Source organism: Desulfosporosinus paludis (assembly GCF_045689965.1).
Taxonomy (GTDB): Bacteria; Bacillota; Desulfitobacteriia; order Desulfitobacteriales; family Desulfitobacteriaceae; genus Desulfosporosinus; species Desulfosporosinus paludis.
Genome location: NZ_CP144211.1, coordinates 1,273,343 through 1,295,528, shown reverse-complemented (window position 1 = coordinate 1,295,528; position 22,186 = coordinate 1,273,343). Strand labels below are relative to the sequence as shown.

29 protein-coding genes are annotated in these 22,186 nt (G+C 43.8%); 27 read left to right on the top strand and 2 right to left on the bottom strand.

Going from position 1 to position 22,186, the window contains the following annotated elements:
* The first annotated feature begins 87 nt into the window (after positions 1–87).
* The 9 genes from VZF35_RS06620 (at position 88) to VZF35_RS06580 (ending at position 7,431) form a co-directional block, all read left to right on the top strand.
* Complete coding sequence (locus VZF35_RS06620) at positions 88–258, top strand: hypothetical protein (protein ID WP_407312099.1); 171 nt, start codon at positions 88–90, stop codon at positions 256–258.
* Entirely contained in the window at positions 255–1,949 is a 1,695-nt protein-coding gene (locus VZF35_RS06615; RefSeq protein WP_407312097.1) for a hypothetical protein, read from the top strand. The genes VZF35_RS06620 and VZF35_RS06615 overlap by 4 nt, the downstream gene beginning before the upstream one ends.
* A gap of 187 nt (positions 1,950–2,136) precedes the next feature.
* Positions 2,137–4,011 (top strand): phage/plasmid primase, P4 family, encoded by a 1,875-nt coding sequence (locus tag VZF35_RS06610; RefSeq protein WP_407312095.1) that lies wholly within the window; start codon positions 2,137–2,139, stop codon positions 4,009–4,011.
* 489 nt (positions 4,012–4,500) lie between these two features.
* On the top strand, positions 4,501–4,887 hold the full coding sequence (locus VZF35_RS06605; protein ID WP_407312093.1) for a hypothetical protein: 387 nt from the start codon (positions 4,501–4,503) through the stop codon (positions 4,885–4,887).
* Between the two features lie 115 nt (positions 4,888–5,002).
* Complete coding sequence (locus VZF35_RS06600) at positions 5,003–5,458, top strand: hypothetical protein (RefSeq protein ID WP_407312091.1); 456 nt, start codon at positions 5,003–5,005, stop codon at positions 5,456–5,458.
* Positions 5,459–5,572: 114 nt separating this feature from the next.
* Positions 5,573–5,812: a hypothetical protein gene (locus VZF35_RS06595; RefSeq protein ID WP_407312089.1), complete on the top strand. Its 240-nt coding sequence runs from the start codon at positions 5,573–5,575 to the stop codon at positions 5,810–5,812.
* 28 nt (positions 5,813–5,840) lie between these two features.
* Entirely contained in the window at positions 5,841–6,050 is a 210-nt protein-coding gene (locus tag VZF35_RS06590; RefSeq protein ID WP_407312087.1) for a hypothetical protein, read from the top strand.
* Positions 6,041–6,403, top strand: a complete 363-nt coding sequence (locus tag VZF35_RS06585; protein ID WP_407312085.1) for an HNH endonuclease — start codon at positions 6,041–6,043, stop codon at positions 6,401–6,403. Before VZF35_RS06590 ends, VZF35_RS06585 begins: the two co-directional genes overlap by 10 nt.
* A 479-nt stretch (positions 6,404–6,882) precedes the next feature.
* The gene (locus tag VZF35_RS06580) at positions 6,883–7,431 is read left to right on the top strand and encodes a P27 family phage terminase small subunit (RefSeq protein WP_407312083.1); all 549 of its coding nucleotides are present in this window, start codon (positions 6,883–6,885) and stop codon (positions 7,429–7,431) included.
* A 25-nt stretch (positions 7,432–7,456) separates the two neighbouring features.
* On the opposite strand, the gene VZF35_RS06575 is transcribed toward VZF35_RS06580, so the two are convergent.
* Positions 7,457–7,759, bottom strand: coding sequence for a hypothetical protein (locus tag VZF35_RS06575; RefSeq protein ID WP_407312081.1), 303 nt, complete (start codon positions 7,757–7,759; stop codon positions 7,457–7,459).
* Between the two features lie 130 nt (positions 7,760–7,889).
* Here VZF35_RS06575 and VZF35_RS06570 point away from each other — a divergent pair, with 130 nt between their 5' ends.
* The 7 genes from VZF35_RS06570 (at position 7,890) to VZF35_RS06540 (ending at position 13,731) form a co-directional block, all read left to right on the top strand.
* Positions 7,890–9,164, top strand: coding sequence for a site-specific DNA-methyltransferase (locus tag VZF35_RS06570; protein ID WP_407312079.1), 1,275 nt, complete (start codon positions 7,890–7,892; stop codon positions 9,162–9,164).
* 77 nt (positions 9,165–9,241) lie between these two features.
* On the top strand, positions 9,242–9,898 hold the full coding sequence (locus tag VZF35_RS06565; RefSeq protein ID WP_407312077.1) for an HNH endonuclease: 657 nt from the start codon (positions 9,242–9,244) through the stop codon (positions 9,896–9,898).
* 223 nt (positions 9,899–10,121) lie between these two features.
* Complete coding sequence (locus VZF35_RS06560; RefSeq protein ID WP_407312075.1) at positions 10,122–10,943, top strand: hypothetical protein; 822 nt, start codon at positions 10,122–10,124, stop codon at positions 10,941–10,943.
* Positions 10,933–11,130 (top strand): hypothetical protein, encoded by a 198-nt coding sequence (locus tag VZF35_RS06555; RefSeq protein ID WP_407312073.1) that lies wholly within the window; start codon positions 10,933–10,935, stop codon positions 11,128–11,130. The genes VZF35_RS06560 and VZF35_RS06555 overlap by 11 nt, the downstream gene beginning before the upstream one ends.
* Before the next feature lie 84 nt (positions 11,131–11,214).
* A complete protein-coding gene (locus VZF35_RS06550; RefSeq protein ID WP_407312071.1) occupies positions 11,215–11,454 on the top strand; it encodes a hypothetical protein in 240 nt (79 codons plus the stop codon).
* A gap of 45 nt (positions 11,455–11,499) precedes the next feature.
* Positions 11,500–12,006: a RadC family protein gene (locus VZF35_RS06545; protein ID WP_407312069.1), complete on the top strand. Its 507-nt coding sequence runs from the start codon at positions 11,500–11,502 to the stop codon at positions 12,004–12,006.
* 180 nt (positions 12,007–12,186) lie between these two features.
* On the top strand, positions 12,187–13,731 hold the full coding sequence (locus VZF35_RS06540) for a terminase large subunit (RefSeq protein ID WP_407312067.1): 1,545 nt from the start codon (positions 12,187–12,189) through the stop codon (positions 13,729–13,731).
* A 14-nt stretch (positions 13,732–13,745) separates the two neighbouring features.
* Here VZF35_RS06540 and VZF35_RS06535 read toward each other — a convergent pair whose 3' ends face one another.
* Positions 13,746–14,096, bottom strand: coding sequence for a hypothetical protein (locus VZF35_RS06535; RefSeq protein WP_407312065.1), 351 nt, complete (start codon positions 14,094–14,096; stop codon positions 13,746–13,748).
* Between the two features lie 159 nt (positions 14,097–14,255).
* On the opposite strand from VZF35_RS06535, the gene VZF35_RS06530 reads away from it, so the two are divergent.
* The 11 genes from VZF35_RS06530 to VZF35_RS06480 all read left to right on the top strand — a co-directional run bounded on the left by VZF35_RS06530 (position 14,256) and on the right by VZF35_RS06480 (position 22,172).
* Positions 14,256–15,524, top strand: a complete 1,269-nt coding sequence (locus tag VZF35_RS06530) for a phage portal protein (protein ID WP_407312063.1) — start codon at positions 14,256–14,258, stop codon at positions 15,522–15,524.
* 6 nt (positions 15,525–15,530) lie between these two features.
* Complete coding sequence (locus VZF35_RS06525) at positions 15,531–16,574, top strand: head maturation protease, ClpP-related (protein WP_407312061.1); 1,044 nt, start codon at positions 15,531–15,533, stop codon at positions 16,572–16,574.
* Positions 16,564–17,841 carry a phage major capsid protein gene (locus VZF35_RS06520; RefSeq protein WP_407312059.1) on the top strand — a complete coding sequence of 426 codons (1,278 nt, stop codon included), beginning with the start codon at positions 16,564–16,566 and terminating at the stop codon, positions 17,839–17,841. The genes VZF35_RS06525 and VZF35_RS06520 overlap by 11 nt, the downstream gene beginning before the upstream one ends.
* A 21-nt stretch (positions 17,842–17,862) precedes the next feature.
* On the top strand, positions 17,863–18,339 hold the full coding sequence (locus VZF35_RS06515; protein ID WP_407312057.1) for a hypothetical protein: 477 nt from the start codon (positions 17,863–17,865) through the stop codon (positions 18,337–18,339).
* Between the two features lie 85 nt (positions 18,340–18,424).
* Positions 18,425–19,018, top strand: coding sequence for a head-tail connector protein (locus VZF35_RS06510; RefSeq protein WP_407312056.1), 594 nt, complete (start codon positions 18,425–18,427; stop codon positions 19,016–19,018).
* A gap of 14 nt (positions 19,019–19,032) precedes the next feature.
* The gene (locus VZF35_RS06505; protein WP_407312054.1) at positions 19,033–19,362 is read left to right on the top strand and encodes a phage head closure protein; all 330 of its coding nucleotides are present in this window, start codon (positions 19,033–19,035) and stop codon (positions 19,360–19,362) included.
* The gene (locus tag VZF35_RS06500) at positions 19,355–19,768 is read left to right on the top strand and encodes an HK97 gp10 family phage protein (RefSeq protein ID WP_407312052.1); all 414 of its coding nucleotides are present in this window, start codon (positions 19,355–19,357) and stop codon (positions 19,766–19,768) included. The genes VZF35_RS06505 and VZF35_RS06500 overlap by 8 nt, the downstream gene beginning before the upstream one ends.
* Entirely contained in the window at positions 19,768–20,199 is a 432-nt protein-coding gene (locus tag VZF35_RS06495) for a DUF6838 family protein (RefSeq protein WP_407312050.1), read from the top strand. The genes VZF35_RS06500 and VZF35_RS06495 overlap by 1 nt, the downstream gene beginning before the upstream one ends.
* A gap of 7 nt (positions 20,200–20,206) precedes the next feature.
* Positions 20,207–21,274, top strand: a complete 1,068-nt coding sequence (locus VZF35_RS06490) for a phage tail sheath subtilisin-like domain-containing protein (protein ID WP_407312048.1) — start codon at positions 20,207–20,209, stop codon at positions 21,272–21,274.
* A gap of 10 nt (positions 21,275–21,284) precedes the next feature.
* Positions 21,285–21,713 carry a phage tail tube protein gene (locus VZF35_RS06485; RefSeq protein ID WP_407312046.1) on the top strand — a complete coding sequence of 143 codons (429 nt, stop codon included), beginning with the start codon at positions 21,285–21,287 and terminating at the stop codon, positions 21,711–21,713.
* 57 nt (positions 21,714–21,770) lie between these two features.
* Entirely contained in the window at positions 21,771–22,172 is a 402-nt protein-coding gene (locus VZF35_RS06480) for a phage tail assembly chaperone (protein WP_407312044.1), read from the top strand.
* Positions 22,173–22,186 lie beyond the last annotated feature (14 nt).

The following is a 22,186-nucleotide window of genomic DNA, read 5'->3' as shown; positions in this document are numbered from 1 at the left end:
ATAGGGGATTCGCAAGAGTCCCCCTTTTCAAAGGATCATAGAGTACCGTAGAGGGGTATATCAAGAATACTAGGGGGTATAAGCGTTATGCGGAATCGACGGAAGCAGAGGGGAAACGGAAAAATGCATCGTGAGGAAAGGCTAGATACAAGAAATGACGAGGGATATCTTGATAGAACTGCGTTTCTTGCTGTGGCAAGGATCATTGACCATAACAAGCCGCGACAAAAGCCAGCCTCTTTAGGGCAGACAAAATGATTTTCTTTGATGCTGAGGTGTTTCGTTACGATTGGCTGTTTATATTCATGGATAGCGATTCTCAAGAAGCGATCGTCATCGTGAACGATCCAGAGAAGCTTAAACAGTTATACGAGCAGAACAGTACGAATATCTGGGTGGGATTTAACAGCCGCCACTATGACCAATATATCTTCAAAGCGATTCTCTGTGACTTCGACCCGTATGAAGTGTCCCAGTGGATTATTGCCAATAGACAAGGTGGCTGGGGGTATAGTGGAGCCTTTCGGAAAATCCCCTTCTACACCTTTGATGTTATGACGGACCGCTATCACGGCCTGAAACAGTTAGAAGGGTTTATGGGTAACGACATTCGGGAGTCCGATGTCTCCTTCGATATCGACCGAAAACTGACAGAAGAAGAATTTGAGAGTGTCATCAAATACTGTCGGCATGATGTTGAACAAACGATCGAAGTGTTTCTAAACCGACTCGAGGAGTTTGAGTCTCAGATGTCCTTAATAAAATCCTTTAAACTCCCTCTCAGTTATATCAGCAAAACGAAAGCCCAATTAACTGCTGCCGTTTTGGAGGCCAACAAAGTTGACAGAGATGATGAGTTTAACATTGCGTTCCCGGATACTCTGAGAATTAAAAAGTACCGCCATATTATGGACTGGTATTCAAAGCCTGAGAACAGGAACTATGAGAAAAGGTTAGAGGTGGATATAGCTGGAGTACCCCATGTATTTGGTTGGGGCGGGCTGCATGGAGCCATTCCAAATTATCAAGGGCAGGGGATCTATTTAAACGTGGATGTGGCATCTTTCTATCCGGCCATCATGATCGAATACGGCTTTCTTTCTCGCAACGTCGCCGACTCCACCAAATACCGACAAATACGGGATGAACGTCTAAAGCTCAAGGCAGAGAAAAACCCGATGGCAAACCCACTGAAAATCGTTCTGAACGGCACCTTTGGAGCATCGAAGGACAAATACAATCCGTTATTTGATCCAAGGCAAGCCAACAATGTTTGCGTAGGTGGGCAGTTATTACTTCTGGATCTTATCGAGCACCTAGAAGGATCTTGTGAACTGATTCAGTCCAATACCGATGGATTGTTTCTCAAGGTTCGGAGGCAGCGAGACATTGATCGAGTGAGGGCCATATGCGCGGAATGGGAAAAGCGTACCCGAATGGTCCTAGAGTTTGATGAGTTCGAACGGATCTACCAGAAGGACGTGAACAATTATCTCGTGGTGCATAAGGACGGTAGCTATAAGTCTAAAGGGGCGTATGTCAAGAAACTGGATGTACTCGATAATGACCTGGCTATTGTCAATAAGGCCATTGTGAACTATTTCATTCACGACACTTCCGTAGAAGAAACCATTATGGCGGCGGACAAACTGATTGATTTTCAGAAGATCGTCAAAGTCAGCGAGAAATATACCTATGCCATGCATGGCGACCAGCGTAGACCAGAAAAGGTTCTAAGAGTGTTTGCCTCCAGAGTAAGAACTGATCCTGGTGTATTTAAGAAGAAGCAGGTTAAAGATGAGTCAAGAATAGAGAAAATCGCCAACACCCCAGAACGTTGTTTCATCATCAATGACGAGGTGAACGGTCAAGAAATTCCAAGAAAGTTAGATCGAAAATGGTATATCGATCTGGCGAAAAAACGGATTGAAGATTTTTTAGGTCATTGATTAACAACAGTGGATTTAAGCTTAGTGGAGGTTTCTCCCAAAATAAGCCTGATTCTAATTAAAAATTGGAGGAAAAACCTCCAGCTGAAACTTAAGATTCCTCAACCTTAGTGAATTTTCACTTGAAAAGTGGAGGTTTAACCTCCAGAAAATCGTTTCGAAAATAGCAAAATAATGGAGGTCAGCAATGGAGTTTTATAAAGGGTATATCCCTACAAGAAATAAGAAACCCCTTAGGGAATTCAAAGACGGCAACAATTTTATTGTTCTTGACTGGGCTAGGAAACTCGACGAGTATGCAGGTGTGCTTGCTGAAGGAGTCATCCTTATCGATGTTGATGATATGGAAAGTTCGGATATTGTTCTTCGAATATTGGATGAATTTGGGATCAGTACGCTGGTTATTGGGACGACTCGCGGAAAACACTTCTTATTTAACAATACCAATGTGATTTCCAATAAGACTCACACGAATACTGCCATTGGCATAACCGTAGATATCAAGCTTGGCACTAGGAACTCTTATCACATTTTAAAGTTTGGTGGAGTCAAAAGACCTGTTCATCGTAAAGCTGATGAATTGGCGGAACTTCCAAAGTGGTTACTGCCGATTAAGAGTAGCATCAGTTTCTCTAGTCTGGAGGAAGGCGACGGACGCAACCAAGCACTATTTAACTATATTTTGACTCTCCAATCAGAGGGATTTACCAAGGCCGAGATCATTGAAACCATCGGGATTATTAACAAATATGTTCTCAAGGTCCCCCTGGAACAACGAGAGATTGATACGATTCTTAGAGACGAAGCCTTTAAGAAAAAGTCGTTCTTTACCAAGCAGGGATTTCAACACCAAGACTTTGCTAAGTTCCTGGTGCGAGAGGAACACATTGTTTGGCTTAATAACGTATTGCATATCTATAAGGACGGAATTTACTCCGACAAACAACGAGACCTTGAAATTGCTATGATCCGTCATATCCCGGAGCTTACTCAATCGCGGCGCAGAGAAGTCTTAACCTATTTAGAACTTGTTGCTGAACATGTCAAAATGTCGCCGCCCAATTTTATCGCCTTAGGTAATGGTATCTACGACTTGGAGACGGACGGACTCCGGGAATACTGCCCAGAAATTGTGATTAAAAACCGGATTTCCGTCAATTATGAGCCAGAAGCCTATGATGAAACCGTGGACAAGACGCTTAACAATATCTGTTGCCAGGACGTAGAACTTAGGACGCATCTGGAGGAAGTCGTCGGGTATTTGTTACTGCGTCGAAACGAATTAGGGAAATTTTTCGTTTTAACAGGTTCAGGTTCCAACGGTAAATCCACGTTTATTGATATGCTCAAGTACTTTCTCAAGCCGGAAAACTACTCAGCATTGGCTCTTGGAGAACTCGGTCAACGGTTTAAAACAGCAGAGGTATTTGGGAAGCTCGCGAATCTGGGGGATGATATCTCCGGTAAGTATATTGAAGAAACCGATATCTTAAAGAAACTGGTCACCGGAGAAACACTTAATGTGGAGAGAAAAGGAAAAGATCCCTATGAATTTGAAAGCTATGCTAAGTTAATCTTCTCTGCCAATGATATGCCTCGAATTAATGATCTCTCGGATGGGCTAAGACGACGGTTAGTAATCATTCCGTTCAATGCCAAGTTTAGTAGCAGTGATGACGATTTTGATCCCTTTATCATTGACAAACTGCTTTCAGAGAAGGCTATGAAATATTTGCTACGAATCGGGCTTGTGGGATTAAAGCGAGTGCTGGGAGCCAAAGACTTTGTTAAACCGGCGGTGGTTAAAAAAGCATTAGCCCACTATGAACTTGAAAATAACCCACTGCTCGGATTCCTCGAAGAACACCCGAAACTCAACAACGAACTGGTCAAAGATGTGTATTTACGATACGACGTATGGTGTCGTCAGTGCAATCTCAAACCTTTAAGTCGCCCAATGTTTGGTCGTGAACTGGCTAAGCACGGGTATAAAAGTAAAACCATCTCCCTTCAGGGTGAAAGCAGCCGAGTTTATATCCTGACGAATCCCCGTAATAAGTGAGAGAGGGGTGTAACCCTTGAAAGGTGCATGGTTAAAGGGAGCTGGAATAATAATGACAGAATGACATTGAGTTTCACTTTCTTATTATAAGAAACAGACTAAAACTAGAGTGCTCTCGCGCATTAGATATTAACTATATTGTAAAGAGATTAATATTATATAGTTTGCAAGAACCGTGCCAGCTAACAAATCCGCTCATATCAAAGACCCTGGGGATTAGAATAAAATAGTAATCAAGCAATTGGAGGTAAATTATCTGTAATTTTTCTGTAATTAAGTGTCATTGGCTGTCATCAAAACGAATGACCGGAGATGATCCGCATTACTGAAGCCATTGTCATCGGTAGCAGCATCATCCAACTGGCAAAGAAAGCTAAATCAGAATCCATAATAAGCAAATCCTCCTACATCGATTTTGCTTATTATTACCAGAAAACGGAGTTGCATACAAAGGAGAAATCGGTCGGTTAAAGAAAGAGAGGAATAGGGATGAGTTCAAGGATTCATAGCAACAAGGTGATAGCAACTTTGGTTTTCGAAGAACTCAAACGAGCCAATAAACTTTATGGGACAAGCTTCGTGTCACCTCATGAAGGCTATGCGGTGATCTTGGAAGAGCTGGACGAAATTTTTGAAGAAATCAAGAAAAAGAGTCCAGATAAAGACAGGATGATGGAAGAAGCTATTCAAGTTGGTGCTATGGCAATTAAGTTCATCCAGTCAATGGATCGGTGGCCTTGGCTGGATCTAAAAATGAGCGCCCATGAACTGAAATGTCTGCAGCGTCGATATGCTGTTCTTACTGTCGATAAACTTGCTGAATTGGGACATGATCCGTGTTTGAGTTGCGATAAACTGTGCCAGTGGAAGCCATAAAACAACACTGCATAGGCATAAAGGTAAAATGTGAATAAGCGCGTTAATTACTGTAAGTTTTGTGGATAATCTTGCTTCGCGAAAGGAATTATTTCGGATTCTAAGGAGGAAGTCAATGAATTACATCGAAGAAGCCGAGAATTTACTCTTGTATTATACCGATCTTTATCAGAGCGTGGAGAATTTGAATCGTGAAATTGCCAAGTTGGTTCGTTATCAAACACCAAGTTCCCTCAATGCGATCCAACTGGAGGAGACGGGCATCCGGTCTAGTAAGGTTGAGGACACGTATAACCTGCTGTTTAAACTTAAGACGATGGTGGAGAACAAGGAAAGAACCGAATTAGAATTAAAAGAGATCGACCGGGTTCTTGAGGAAATGAGCCAGGATCCGGGATGTAAGTACTACGGGAGATTGTTGAAGGAGTGGTATGTAAACAGGACTTCGAAAGAGGATATTGCTGAATTAATCGGTTACGCCACCAAAAAGAGTGTGTATGAGCTCAAAAATCGTGCAATTAAGAAGTTTGCGATTCGATACTTTGGTTTGGATGCATTAAGGGTTATGTAATTTGAAATGATTATAAAGTATATAAAAACTGTATACGCTTATTTGATTTTGAATGTGTTAAAATGTCATTAGTTAAAAAAGGCGTTCCGACGGGAGCGTCTTTCTTTTTTCATCATGTTTAGAATTATGGCTGCCTTACGGCGGCCTTTTTATTTAGGAGTGGATATGAGTGTATGCTTGTATTTTTTACCCAACAAAATAGGCCATCATGATAACTGCGCCAACTGCAGACGTTGGAACGGTACTCGATGCCAGATTGAACGGCCATGGATTAAGCCCTATGAGGATAGCGAAGAATTCGATTTCTATGATCGGTTAATGCGCGACAATAAACCTGTCGCTGGACCGTTATGAATTCGTTTTCTGTCAGGGGGAACGCATTTTGCAGACCTTTACTGTAAAACAATCCTACGTCATGGCAAAGGTTTTACGAGACGTCATTCATGCCTATGGGCTTTCCAAGACCCAACTCACCCGTCTTACCAAGGAGTTTGGAATCACGGAAGCCTCCACGAAGGGAATGGAAATACAGCTCATCCGAGCTCTCAACAATGGAGAAGATTTGGACTGGAGCAAGAAACGATGCCCATAAAACCGCGTCGTCCTTGCTCCTTTCCAGGTTGCCCGGAACTGACGTCGGGTCAATATTGCAATGAGCACCAAAAGCAGATAACCAAAGCCTACGATCTCAGACGAGGCTCAGCAGCCCAGAGAGGGTATGATGCCCGATGGACCAAGGCTCGAAAACGATACTTAAAAGAGCATCCCCTTTGCGTGGAGTGTTTAAAGGCAAGTAAACTTACGCCAGCGAACGTCGTCGATCATATAATCCCCCATAGAGGAGACAAGAGTTTGTTCTGGAATGAATCCAATTGGCAAAGTTTATGTAGTCATCACCATAATTCAAAAACTGCAAAAGAAGATGGACGCTGGGGATATCGATGAGTAGTCATGATATATACGTTTGTAGCAATGTGGCGTTTAACGAGTGATTATGTAGCTTTCGATCCGTTAAGATTGCAAAAGAAAGGACCGGGCATATAGCCCGGCTAAAATTGGTTACATGGATGAGGTGGTTTTTTGTGATGTTCTAACTCCTCAATTTCATGCAAGATGCGGAATAATAACCAAATAATCACCGCTAATTGTATTGCGATAACAGGAAAGAAAATAAAAGATAACATAAAATGGTCTCCCTCCTCTGCGTATATTACTTGAATCCTAATATAAGGTATGTACCTTGTCCTTATGTTGTGAGTAGGCAATTTGGATTTTGTCTTATATACCTGAAAACTAATGAGAGTGAACGGGGAGGGGCGGCCATAATAGCTACCGCCTTGGAAAATATCACCGGGTGCTTGGTCACACGCGAAATTTCGCAGGTTCAAGATGGGGTATAGGCAAGGTTCAAGTTGTAAAGTGAGGTGAAATCAATGGCAAACGGACATGGCGGTGCGCGTATCGGGGCAGGTGGCAAGAAAAAGCCCCTTGCTGATAAGATTTTGGAAGGAAACCCTGGGAAACGAAAACTGAGTGTAATTGAGTTTGAAGGTGTAGCAGATTTAACCGGCCAAGAGATTCCGCCGCCGAGAGAGTTTTTATCTGCAGCACAAAAAAATAACATGGACATCCATGCTGTTGAGATCTATGAGAAAACTTGGCAATGGTTGAGTGAACGCAATCTGGAACACTTGGTCTATCCTCAGCTCATAGAGCAATATGCCATGTCGGTAGCGCGATGGATTCAGTGTGAAGAAGCCATTAGCGCATACGGCATGCTTTCAAAACACCCAACAAATGGTAATGCAATGCCATCACCATTTGTTGCAATTTCGCAGAGCTTTATGAAGCAGGCTAATAACTTGTGGTATCAGATCTATCAGGTTGCGCGGGATAACAGTACTCAAAGCATATCAGGTGCTAATCCTCATGATGAGATGGAACGCTTGTTAACAGCAAGAAAGGGTGGGTAAAAGATTAATAGGTAAGATAACAGACCTAATGTGACGAAGTAAATACCTTTGCTGCCTCGGTAATCATTTCTTTCCATGATTGAAAATTTGTCGTCTTTAAGACAAACGCATCGATTTCTTTATCTGGAATTGCATCGTAATCTTCTTCTGAATTGACTTCAAATCCACCGGATGATAGTAGCTTTTCGATGGAATCAAACTTAGTGTAAATTTGCATAAATTCGGATGTAAAAAGATCGTTTAAATATATGGGCTCCTCTGAGGTTGGATTTTGCAGATCATTAGACCTATATTGATTTTGGTTAATATTCTCCATTGAACAATCCATTAATTTGCACTCCTCATGTTTTAAGATTTTTATTAGTTTTGAGTTCTTAGACACAGTTTTTACTGTAATCATAGTATTATTCAGATTTAGACATGCCTTAATCGGTGTTTATTTTGGGAGGATCAAACGATTGGAAGTAAAAAACGTTAGGATAGCTGAGCTAAAAGAACACCCGCGAAACCCAAGGGTACATCCTGATTCAGCTTTGGATAAACTGGTTAAGAGTATCAACGAATTCGGCTGGACGAACCCGGTGTTAGTAAGCAAAGATGGTTATATATTGGCTGGACACGCAAGATGTAAAGCAGCACAGAAGGCAGGGCTTGAAGAAGTTCCTGTCATTTTTCTTGATCTTGAAGGTGAAAAAGCTGATGCCTATTTAATTGCTGACAATAAGATTCAAGAAGAGACGGATTGGGATATTCCGCTTCTAACCGATTTATTAAAAGACCTTGGTGAGAATGGTTTTGATGTCAGTTTGACCGGTTTTGAAGCAGCGGAACTGGATGAGTTGTTTGGGAACTCAGGCACTTCGGGATCTAAAGAAGTTGAGGAAGATGAGTTTGATGCCGAGGAAGCTGTTAACCAAATCGAAAAACCGATAAGCCAGCGTGGGGATATTTTCCTTCTTGGCAGGCATCGCCTCCGTTGCGGCGACTCCACCATTGACGCCGAAGTTCAGGAATTGATGAACGGACAAAAAGCACGGTTGATTGTTACCGACGCACCGTATAATGTCGCCTTCAACCAAAATGGAAATACAAACCACCCGTCGTGGAAAAAGCGGGAAGGCATATTAAACGATAATATGTCAACAGAGAAATTCAAGGCCTTTTTACACGAAGTCTTTACTTGTGCCATTCATGCGGCAGAACCAGGAACGGCAATTTACGCCTTTATGTCAGCACAGGAATGGCCGACAATTGATTTCACGTTAAGAGAAGTCGGCTGGCATTGGAGTTCCAGCATTATTTGGGTCAAAGACAGTTTGGTACTTGGACGAAAAGACTATCAACCCAGATACGAAGCTATTTGGTATGGTTGGCCGGAAGGCACTACTCGGCTATACCCCTTGAAAGAAGATAGGACGCAAACGGACGTTTGGTTATTCGACCGGCCAAAACGCAGTCCGTTACATCCGACTCAAAAACCACTGGACTTGATCTCTAAACCTATTACATTAAGTTCTCGGTCGGGGGACATTGTGCTGGATCTCTTCGGGGGCAGCGGTTCCACATTGATTGCCGCAGACCAGTTAGGACGAACCGCATATTTACACGAATTGGATGAAAAATTTGTGGATGTCATCGTGAAGAGGTATATCGAACATAAAGGCGGGAGCGATGACGTTTATCTGATTCGTAATGGTGAAAAGACTGCGTGGGAAAACGTTAAACAAGCATAAAGCTATATGTTAAGAGCAGAAAATGGACATGTCCGGATAGAGGTTTTTTTTATTGCCAAAAAGAAAGGCTGGGTGCTATGTCTCCTAAAAGGGATCTAACAGGACAAAAATTTGGGGGCCTTCAAATAATCGCTGAAGCAGGGCGCAGCAAAAGTGGGGACACACTTTGGCGATGTAAATGCGATTGCGGCAAAGAAATCATTGCTACAGGAAGTAATATAGCATTAGGTAAAACCAGAAGTTGCGGAAGTTGTTATGGGAATAGCTACAGACTGTCTGAGGATGGGGATTGCATGATTGGAACTTTTCCAAATGGCAAGGTGTTCCTATTTGATATCGATGATTGTGAAAGAGTTATATCCGTCCATTGGCATTTAGATACTAAAGGGTATGTCTCTGGGTATATAGATCATAAAAAAATAAGGATGCATCGTTATTTAATGGATGTGCCAGATGGTATAGATATAGATCACATAAATGGGGTTAGAACTGATAACCGGAAATCGAATTTACGGTTTGCCACTCAGGCAGAAAATAGGCGTAACAAACGAGTTCGAAAAGACAGTATATCTGGCGTGAAAGGAGTATATTACGACAAACGATTCAACAAGTACGAGCAGGTATTAGGATCGATCGTAAACCAATTCATCTCGGATATTTTCAAACACTTCTTGAGGCAAGCGAAAAATATGATGAAGCAGCACTCAAATATTTCAGAGAATTCGCTTGGTTAAATAACCTTGGAGAGAAAACACTGGAAGCAAGAAAACCAGTGTTTTTTTGTTGTCCGTCACCTAAAATATATCATGGGGAAAAACTAAATCAACTGAATATGTTTATTTAAGTATGACTTGACTTCCTTACCCCGGAGAGCGAACATGTACACTACCCAAAGGAAATACCAGGAAAGGTAGTGTAAAATCCATGGAAAACAACTGTTTCACATACTCGCTTAAAGTGACAGGATTAGAACGGAAACAAATAGCTACCGTTATTGCGAAAGGATTCATTGAAAGTGTTGAGTACCAAGGGGTCCCAACCTTTGCCTATCGGACCACAAGTGGCTGGACGATTGACCGGGACAGCGTTATTACTTCACCCGAGATACCTCTAACGAGCAAAGACACCTTACACAAAGTGCTTGATGCCCTGAAAGCTGCTGAAGTAACTGCCGAAGGAGATGGAACGGTCACGCTTTCACTCGACGATCATAATGGGAATGCTTTGAGAAACGCGATTAACCTTATCTGGTCCAAACAGAAATTGCTGAAAAAATCCTTTGATTGGCAGGCCGATATTGTACCGGAAAGTCTTGTGAGCGCGATCAACGCTGTTCCTATCGATACGCTTGAAGAGTTTGCCGACGTAGTCAACGATGGAATAGACAAAGGGTTAATTGTTGGCGACAGTAACTTGGACTTTGATCTGACAGCCCGAACCATTAGCTTCAGCTTCATAAAGGGCACTCTGGGCTATGAAGAGGTTTTGGCTTTTATAACCTTTTGCCAAAAACTCAGTGAGCAAGCGAAACAACAAAAGTTTAGTTCAACCAAACAAAAGGAAGCAGTCAATGAGAAATATTCTCTACGCTGCTTCCTTTTAAAGCTAGGATTTATCGGTGAGGACTATAAAACCGAGCGCAGGATACTTCTTCAGAGATTAGATGGAAACCCTGCCTTTAGGACGTTTGAGGCTCAACAAGAAGCTGAGAATAAACGCAAACAGATTAAACAACAAACATACCCTAACTCTGGAGAAACTAAGCTCCATGTTCAGTGAGTCTAGAGTTGATACCGAAGAGAGGACCTTCTTTCTCAGAGAGGTTCCATTCTTCTACTCAACGATCCCGAGTTCGCTTTTGCATGCAAAAACCGCTGCCGTAGCTCTTACTTTCGGAAAATCCGGCGGCAATTTTGGAGTTAAAACAGCCACAGTGTTAGAAAACTACCCAATACCTGCTCGCTAAAAACTTAACCCAATTAACTTGACCATCTGTTCGTTTAGAGTGATAAATAGAATACTCAATAGCGAACAGGAGGTTTATGAGACGATGAAAAATAGGGCCGAAACGAATAAGTTTCTCACTCAAGAGAGATGTTCACGATGTGGTGGAAGATTAGTCATTCGCTCAATGTCTCGTATGAATGATGATGTTTTGTGCATGGATTGTTTGGAGCTGGAGAAAGCTCATCCCCGTTACCAAGAAGCCTTTGACGCTGAGCTTGAGCAAGTGAAAGCAGAAAATAACAAGTACCCCGGTCTCTTTGCTGGTAAGTCATACCCCTTTTGACGTGTTTCGATGTGCTACTCACAGCGAAACGAAAGGGGAAAGAGCATGCGAAAGATTAAGGTGTTAGAAAAAGTTAATGTGGTAACGATTCAATTGGTGAAAGAAAAAAGTATTGTCTATCGTTCTAAACGGATCACTTGTCCGGGAGATGTCGCCATAATAGCCGGAGATTTTTTAACGGGAGCTGACCGGGAACATTTTGTAGTGATGTGCTTAGATACCAAAAATAACGTCAATGCTCTCAATACCGTTGCGGTAGGTACGCTGAACTCCTTACCGGTTCATCCGCGTGAAGTATTCAAAGCTGCGATCTTAGCCAATAGTCATGCCATCGTTCTCATTCATAATCACCCGTCGGGTGATCCGACTCCAAGTAAGGAAGATTTAGAGATAACTCGGTGGTTGATTGAAGCCGGTAACATTATGGGGATAGAAGTGTTCGATCATGTGGTGATTGGCCATGATGGAGACTACGTGAGTCTAAAAGAACGGGGAGATTTTAGTATGCAAAGTAAAGCACACACAACGCCTTGGAAACATGAAAACCGCTGAAAATCGGCAGTGTGTCAATTTTAAAATGAGCATTAAGCCTTAAGTCGGAAGCCAAGATTGGCTTAAGATCGTCAAGAATCGATAAACTATTCCAGAGGAACTTCGCGAGAGGTTCCTTTTTTGTTGTGCCATTTTATACGAGAGGAGGCTGCCACCATTGGTAAGAGAACTAAGCCGTATTTGGATAAGGCCAAAGCCAATCATGCCGTTCAATTTATTAATCTGTTAAAGCATACCAAAGGCGAATGGTATGGACGGCCTTTCAATCTGATTCCCTGGCAGGAGACGATAATCCGGGACATTTTCGGGACCATGAAACCCAATGGTTACCGTCAATATAACACGGCTTACATTGAAATCCCTAAAAAGATGGGCAAAAGCGAACTGGCGGCAGGCGCCGCCTTACTTCTGACGTGTGGTGATTTTGAGCATGGTGGTGAGATATACGGCTGTGCCGCAGACCGGCAACAAGCCTCTATTGTTTTTGATGTTGCCGTTGAAATGGTTGAACAATGCCCAGCCTTGAAGAGCCGGATTAAGCCCGTGCTGTCTCAGAAACGTTTGGTCTATAAACCCCTCAATAGTTTTTATCAGGTGCTATCTGCGGAGTCCTATACAAAACATGGCTTGAATGTCCATGGCGTTGTTTTTGATGAGTTGCATATCCAGCCCAACCGGGACCTTTATGATGTGATGACGCACGGCTCCGGAGATGCCAGAAAACAGCCGCTGTATTTTCTGATTACCACAGCTGGAACAGATCGTCATAGTATCTGCTGGGAGGTTCACCAAAAGGCTGAGGATATTATAAAAGGTCGTAAAGTCGATCCCTCCTTTTACCCCGTAATTTATGGTGCGGAGGATGATGATGACTGGACGAATCCCAAAGTGTGGGCCAAAGCCAATCCTTCGCTGGGTATTACTGTCGATATCGAGAAACTACAAATTGCTTGCGAAAATGCCAAGCAGAATCCGGCAGAAGAAAACCTATTTAGGCAACTTCGGCTAAATCAGTGGGTCAAACAATCCATCCGTTGGATGCCCATGGACCAATGGGATCAGTGCGCCTTCCCGGTTAACCTGGAGAGTTTAAAAGGCCGGGAGTGCTACGCAGGGCTAGACCTCTCCAGCACCACGGACATTACAGCGTTTGTATTGGTTTTCCCGCCAGAATATGAAGCTGATAAATACCAGGTCGTGCCCTTCTTTTGGATACCTGAAGATAATCTTGATCTGAGAGTAAGGCGAGACCACGTACCTTATGATGTCTGGCAGAAGCAAGGTTTCCTTAAAACGACCGAAGGTAACGTCGTTCATTACGGTTTTATTGAAACTTTCATTGAGGAACTCGGCGAGAGTTACAACATTAAAGAAATAGCCTTCGACCGTTGGGGGGCTGTACAGATGACTCAAAATTTGGAGGGCCTTGGATTTACCGTGGTTCCTTTTGGCCAGGGCTATAAAGATATGTCTCCCTCCAGTAAAGAACTCATGAAGCTGACCTTGGAAGACAAAATTGCACACTCCGGTCATCCGGTGCTTCGCTGGATGATGGATAACATCTACGTTAAAACCGACCCAGCGGGTAATATCAAGCCGGACAAAGAAAAGAGCACCGAGCGAATTGACGGTGCTGTAGCGTTAATTATGGCGCTCGACCGAGCGTTAAGGCATCGGGACGATGGAGGAAATGTCTATGATAAACGAGGGCTATTAATCCTATAATACGTATCGATTATTTAAGGTTGGCTGAAACTCTGTGTGTGTTGAAAGTTACCTCGACGATTTCTTTCTTGACGGTCTGTCTGTTGGTTTTGGAGCAATAAGGAGCAAATCCCAACGGAAATAACAATGGTAAGCAGTAACGCGAGCAGTTTCTTTTTGTTGGAAAGAATGCTGCGAGTAGCCGTTTTAATCCATTGGGCATGAACAACCAAATGAACCAAAATAAGGATGGCCATTAGATACCCTGAAATTTCATGCGCGAATCTCAGCCCATTGTCAAAATAGATACCCGTGAAAACGCAAACTATTGTCACAATGACGAGTGCCATATTAAGTAAATAGTTTTTGTCTGATCTTGTAAGCATCTTAAGCATATCCCTTCTTGAATGGTTATTTTTAACATTATAGCATTTGGAACCCATTAATATGTTATCTTCAAACATTGTTCACAAATCCTTTAGACAGAATTAAAGAGCTTCCTGATTGTAGAACTTCATAAAGCCAAAAGGGTAGGAGGTGATCTTATGAAGTTTTTTCAACGCGCCAAGTTTTTCTTCGGTCAAGGCTTCGATGACTATATCCAACGATTCTTAGCCGGGGACGACGTCTCCGATCTAAACTCACCTAGCCAAGTGGATTCTCGAACCGCCATGAAATACACGGCGGTTTTTGCCTGTGTACGGGTCTTAGCAGAAGCTTTAGCAGGTACTCCCGTGATGCTTTATCGCAAGAAAGAAAACGGAGACCGTGAAACTAGAACCGATCTTGCCGTCTATGATATTCTGCATAATCAGCCGAATGAGGAAATGTCCCCGTTTAATTATAAAGAAACCTGTATGGTTTCCTTAAACCTTGGTGGTAACACGGTCAGTCAAAAACTCGTCAACAAATACGGGGATCTCGTTGGGTTATACCCATACGATTGGTCAAAAGTGACCATCACTCGGGACCCAACCACGAGTTGGCTTGTTTATAAGATCCGAGATGGAACGAAACAACTGGATTTACCGAGAGATCAGGTGTTTCACGTCGCCGGACTGAGTATGGACGGTGTTGTTGGGTTGTCCCCGATAGAATACGTTTCTTCAGCCATTCGTTTAGGATTATCGTATGAACGATTTGGGATCAATTTCTATAAAAACGGGGCCAACGCTTCAGGAGTGATTGAGTATCCGGGTGCTCTGATGGATACCGCTTATGAACGTTTGAAAAAGGACTTCGCCAAGAGTTATCAAGGGCTAGCGAATACCGGAAAGCCAATCATCTTAGAGGGTGGGGCAAAGTTTAGTCAACTTGCGATCAAGCCCGCCGATGCTCAACTGATTGAAAACAAGAAATTTCAGTTGGAAGACATCGCCCGAATCTACCGCGTTCCTTTGCATTTGATCCAGAACCTTGACCGGGCCACGTTCTCCAACATCGAACAGCAAAGCTTGGAATTTGTCATGTACACGATGCTACCATGGTTCAAACGTTGGGAAGAAAATATCAATATGCAGCTATTAACCCCACTTGAACGTAAAGCGGGGTTTTATATTGAGTTCAATATTAACAGCTTGCTTCGCGGCGATATGCAAAGCCGAGCCATGGCCTATGCCCAAGGAAGACAATGGGGCTGGCTTTCCGTCAACGATATTCGCAAGCTAGAAAATATGCCACCGATCCCCAACGGAGATATTTACATGCAGCCTCTTAATTTTTCAGAGGCAGGAAAAGATCCAGCCGCAACGGATCCCGCTTCAGCCCAGGCTCTGGCGGAAGAAACCTACAATATGATTCTCCGGGGGAGGTGATAATGATTGAAACCATTTTGGAAATTCCAAGCCAAAACGGATGCTCCCTCGGTTGGGGAGCTCTTACTTTATGGAGATATCTCCAGTACCACTTGGTGGGGAGATGAAGTCACCCCAACAGCTTTTGCGCAGGATTTAAAGAATCTTGGTGAGATATCCACTCTCAACATTTATATCAACAGCGGCGGCGGAGATGTTTTTGCCGGTCAGGCGATCTATTCAATGCTTAAACGCCACCCGGCACAGAAAAATGTCTATATTGATGGACTGGCCGCCAGCATCGCATCCGTGATCGCGATGGCTGGCGATGTTGTTTTTATGCCTAAAAACGCCATGCTCATGATTCATAAAGCCTGGACCATGGCCATTGGTAATGCCAACGATCTCCGTAGACTGGCTGATGACATGGACAAAATTGACGAGAGCATTTTAACGACCTACCAAGCTAAAACAGGACTTGAGGCAGAGAAGATTATTGAAATGATCAATGCTGAAACTTGGCTGACAGCAGATGAAGCAGTGGCCTTAGGTTTTGCTGATGTGATTGAAGATAGTAAGCAAATTTCAGCATCCATAGCAAATGGTCAGCTCTTGGTTAATGGTCAAAACATGGATTTAGGCCGATTCCGCAATACACCTCAATTCGTTAACAACAAAGATCAAAACCAGGCTTCCCGAGATCCAAAGAAACCACCATCCGAAGAAGAACCTAAAGAACAACCCAATAACCAGGCAGTGGAAAGCAAAGCAGCTGAACCACTGCCTATTAATTTGCCTGAGTTACGTAACGCAGGTCGAACTATATCGTCGGCCAACGAAGCTCTGATCCGCCAAGCCGTGGATTGTTTATCGGAAGTCCTCTCTCAACTCGATGGTGGCGATGACGAGACGGAAAGCGATGACCAGGGCTTGGATAGTGACGATTCAGATACCACTTCCGATGGTGATGAGAACCCCGGAGAGGACGATGAGGATGTCGGACTCATCGGGGTTTCACTTTACCAAGCACAATTAAATTTAACGCGAAGGAGACTGGACTATGGATTTTAAAGCCTTACTTAAACAGAAACTTGATGCCCAGCAAACACTGATTGACGCAGCAATGGCCGCAGGGCTAGGCTTCAACGCCGAACAGCAAGTCCAGTTTGATACTTTGCAATCGGAGATTGCCAACCTGGAAAACACCATCAAGGCGGCGGCAGAACTGGAAGCCCGTCAAAAAGAGATTATCAACCCAGTGAACCAACCCCTCTATCCTGAACCCAAAGCTAAGAGAGAAAAGTTCGCCTCCTTTGGTGAACAACTTCGTGCCGTAATTGAAGCAGCTCGTCCCGGCGGTTCGATAGACAACCGGTTATCTATCAAAGCAGCAGCTGGTCTCAATGAAAATGTAGGCAGTGATGGCGGGTTTTTAGTCGAAGATGACTTTTCCAAAGAGATCCTAAAACGAGCGTATGACACAGGCATCTTGGCGAGTCGTTGTAATAAAGTGCCGTTAAGTACCAATGCCACAGGATTAAAAATTAACGCCATTGATGAGAGCAGCCGAGCCAACGGTTCACGCTGGGGCGGCATTCAGGCATACTGGGAAGGGGAGTCAGACCAGCTTCTGGGCAGCAAACCAAAGTTCCGGCAAATGGAACTGAATCTTCATAAACTGACGGGACTTTGCTATGCGACGGATGAGCTTTTGACGGATGCCACTGCTTTGGAATCCGTGATTTCCCAGGGTTTCGCGGAAGAGTTTGGCTTCAAAATGGATGATGCCATCATTAATGGAACCGGGGTTGGGATGCCTTTAGGGATTATGAACAGCAAAGCTTTAGTGGCTGTACCCAAAGAAAACAGCCAAGCAGCTGGTACCGTTAACATTCAAAATATCGTTAAAATGTGGTCCCGTTGTTGGGGCCAGTCCCGACAAAATGCCGTGTGGTTTATTAATCAGGACATCGAACCTCAACTCTACACGATGGCTCTATCCGTTGGAACAGGAGGAATTCCCGTTTATATGCCAGCAGGAGGTATTTCTGGTTCACCTTACAGCACCCTGTATGGTCGTCCGGTCATTCCTTTAGAACAATGTCAAACGCTTGGTACTATGGGTGACATTGTGCTGGCGGATTTGTCGCAGTACCTGATCATCGACAAAGGAGGACTTAGTGCGGCCTCCTCCATTCATGTTCGCTTTTTGTATGATGAGAACTGTTTCCGCTTTATTTATCGCGTGGATGGACAGCCAGTTTGGAACACAAGCCTTCAACCTTTTAAGGGTTCTAACACACTTAGCCCATTCGTCGCTCTAGCCATGCGATCTTAATAACAACTGGAGGAAATAACTATGTGCAATATTCCCGAAAAAGACAAACCCCTTGAGGCAATAACCCCACAAGCTGGCGGAGCTATTACCGGAACGTATGTATCCCTGCGGGATGCTGAAGATTGCTATGTCCTTGTTCAGATTAACCAAGCAACAGCTGAGCCTGTGGCCATCACCCTAGAACAAGCCACTGATGTGGAAGGTTCGAATAGTAAACCCCTTACGAATTTAATTCCCATTTGGGCCGATGAGGACTGCACATCATCGGATTTGTTAGTAAGACAAGCCGACGCTATCTACTATACGACCAGTACCACGGCTAAGCATAAATTAGTCGTTTTTCAGATTAACCCAGCTCACTTAGATGTCACGAACGGTTTTGATTGCATCACCGTAAAAACCGCTGCTTCTGATCCAACCAATATTACGGCGGCTCAATATATCCTCAGTGATCTGCGGTTTGGTGGTTCAACTCCGCCAACGGATATCACCAACTAATTCATAGAACTGATTCACTTTAAAAGATAGGGAGGCATTCAGTTGCCTTCCTATTTAAATAATCAATACGGAAAGGATGGATGCTGTGAACTTAGTCTTAACAGTACCTCCAGCCGTTGAACCCTTGAGTCTTCAGGAAGTGAAAGATTATCTTCGAGTCGATAATGATACAGATACGACAGGAGACAATTACTTGAGCGCCTTAATGACTGCCGCCCGGGAGTACTGTGAAGGGTTCCAAAACCGCGCCTATATCACGCAGACTTGGCAAATGAGCTTCGACTATTGGCCCAGTTATGTTATCAATATTCCGCGCGGGAACCTACAGACCATCAACTCTGTTTCCTATAAAAATTCGGCGGGCGCTGTAACACCCCTGACAGAAATTCTCCAATACGTTGTCAGCACGCGCGGAGTTTTAGGTCGGATATCGCCACCTTACGCCCAGCCTTGGCCACCCTTTATCCCGTTTCCCCTGGATGCCGTTGTGATCGAGTTTGTCTGCGGTTACGGCGATACGGCAGAGAGTGTGCCTGAAAAAGTCAAGCAGGCCATGAAATTATTGGTCAGTCATTGGTACGAGAATCGAACTCCTCTCACGGAGTTAAGGCAAGCACCGGCGGAGATCGCGTTTACAGTATCGGCGTTGTTATGGCAGGACAGAATCGTGGTGGCATAAAAGGTGGGTGAAGCATGAATCCCGGCATACTACGGCATAAGATTACGATCCTCACCTCAGTGGAAGGAACTAATGAAGCAGGAGATACCATTCTCATTCCGTCAGTCTTCAAAAGCGTCTGGGCCAGTGTCTCTCCAGTTTCCGGCAGAGACTATCTCGAAGCCAAAAAGCTCCAAGCAGAGCTGACCTATAAATTTATCCTCCGTTACATTTCCGGAGTCACGCCGGATATGCAACTACAATTCAAAGGACGAATTTTTCTCATCCAGGACATTCTTAATCCTTTGGAAACCAACGAAACTTTAGAGATCATGGCAATTGAGAGGGTGGTTAAGAATGGCTAATGATTTTGAAATAACCTTCCATGGCCTAGAACAACTACAAGCACGTCTGAATGAAGTAAGAGCACGTTATCCTTACAAGGAAGAGGAAATACTTCTTAAATTGGGAGCAACCCTTAAGGCCAGTTCTAAGGAGAAAACCCCTTTAGGGAAGCATAAAAAACATCTAAGGAACCAGTATAAACTTTCCAAGGTTCAATACGATCGAGACGGATCCTTTATCACTATGACCAACACAAGTCCGCATTTTCATCTGGTAGAAAAAGGCCACCAGATTGTCGGCAAAAACGGGCAGGAACATGGCTTTGCCCAAGGGATACACATGGTTGAAACGTCTATGATCGAACTGGAACAAACCTTATCGGAAACGTTAGGGACTTGGTTAGACAGTATCTTAGGTAGTGTGTAATGGCCACTTTAGTAGCAATAAAGCAGGCCATCAACCAAACATTGGCACCCATTGGCCTCAAGATTTATGGTAACGAGGTCAAAGAGGGATTCTCTCGGCCTTGTTTTTTTGTGAATCTCGTTCCGTTAAAGAGTGAGATCTTTAAGAAAGACACTCGAGAAAATTCGTTGATGGTGGAGATGGTTTACTTTTCGGCCAACAAAACCGACTTGGAAAACCTCCAAATGTATGACATCCTTCAAGGACTGCTCACGCCCATCCTAGTGATCGGGAGCAGAAACCTTCTCGTGCAAAATTTTCGGGCCGAAGTCATTGACGAAACAGACCATATCTATTCCGTGAAATTCAATCTCAACTTTTATGATGAAATTATAGATACCACGCCCGATGCCGATCCTATGGAGACATTAACCATTCAGTTAGGAGGTTAATAAGGAAATGGGACTTCCCGATATCGAAGTCATTTTTAAGTCCCTTGCCGTTAGCGCTGTCACCAGGGGAGCGCAAGGGATTGTCGCCTTAGTCTTAAAAGATTCCGTTCATAACGGAGCCAATACTTATACCGATCCAACAGCCATCCCGCAGGACTATTTAGCCTACAACCTCAACCAGATTAACCTGGCCTTTCAAGGGGGTGTGCAAACGCCGACAAGTCTTATCGTTTATGTAGAACCCAGCGATGCTACGGACTATACCGCCGCCATGAACTATTTGGAAACCGTGAAGTGGGATTATGGTGCTGTTCCTGGGATAAACTCTGCTGATGCGCTGACCGTTGCAACATGGTTAAAAGCCCTCCGAGATACTAAAGACATTAAGGCCAAGATGATACTTCCCGACACGGCTGCTGACCATGAAGGGATTATTAACTTTGGAACCGATGGAATTGTTTTATCTTCAGGAACCGTTAATGCCACCGATTATTGCAGCCGGATTGCTGGGATATTAGCCGGAACCCCCATTACCATGAGTGCTACATTCCAGGTGCTCCCAGAAGTGCTCGACGTTCCGCATAACAGCAAAACTCAATTTGACACCCTGATCAACAGCGGTCAGCTTGTCCTCATGAACGATGGCGAAAAAGTAAAAATTGCCCGAGCCGTCAACAGTATAGTGACGCTGACACCGACGAAAACCGCCGATTGGCAGAAGTGCAAGATTGTCGATATTATGGATCTTCAGCATAATGACATTATAAAAACGTTTAACGATAATTATGTCGGTAAAGTCCCCAACGACTACGATCATAAGTGTTTATTCATCACAGCCATCAATGCCTACTTGGAAGGGTTGGAAAACCATATGCTGCTCGATTCCGGCAAAAATAATGTGAGCCTGGATGTCGAGGCCCAAACCTTGTATTTACAGGGCAAAGGTATTGATACCAGCACCATGAGTCAGTTGGATATTAAGAAAGCCAACACAGGCTCCTTTATCTTCTTGACAGGAACCGATCGCCCGCTTGATGCGATGGAAGATTTAACGCTAAATCTCTATTTAAATTAGGAGAGGAACCATGAATAACTATACTGCCGATCAAGTCTTAAATGGCACCTGGGGAGAAATGTGGCTGAACGGGGATTTAATGGCTGAAACCACTGCTCTGCAAGCTAAAGTGACACTGACCAAAACCGCCGTGGAGATGTGCGGAACCTTAGTGGCCGGTCAAAAAGTCACAGGAATGGAACTCAAAGGAACGCTCAAAATGAACAAAGTGAGTTCGGCGATGATTAAAGCCAACTCCGATAATATAAAGGCGGGCAAAACGCCGGAGTTTACCATCATCTCCAATCTTGATGATCCGCAGGCCTTGGGGGCTGAGCGAATTGTACTCAAAGGCGTTATGTTTGATGAACTGACCCTTGTGGATTGGGAAGCCAAGAAGAATGGGGAAGAAAGTATCCCGTTTACCTTTATGGATTGGGATCTGCTGGACTTGATCTGAAAAATCTCTTCTTACATTATATAGGGCCATTAAAATATAAATTTGGAGGGCAAATCGGTGAACTTAGTTGAGCAACTCTTAAAAATTGATGCTGGGCTGATAGAAACCCCGTCTAAGGTAATAACCATCCAATCGAAAAAGCTAAAAGAGCCCCTCGACTTTCCCTGTAAAGCCGTGGACCCGGAGAAGTACGCCGAGATCCAGGAAGGGGCGGTGGAGATTCGAAAAGGGGACGTTAAGAAAATTAATATGTATGCTTTGAAGACGCTCATTGTGATTGAGGGCTGTCCCGAGGTATTTAAAAGCAAAGAAGTCATGGACCATTTCGGAGCGCCAACCCCTAAAGAGTTGGTCAAAACCCTTTTACTCAGCGGAGAGATCGATGATCTGTATAACGGAATCAATGAGTTATCCGGCTATGAGAAGGATGCAGAGGACGAAGAAACCATAAAAAACTGATTCAGGAAGATAGG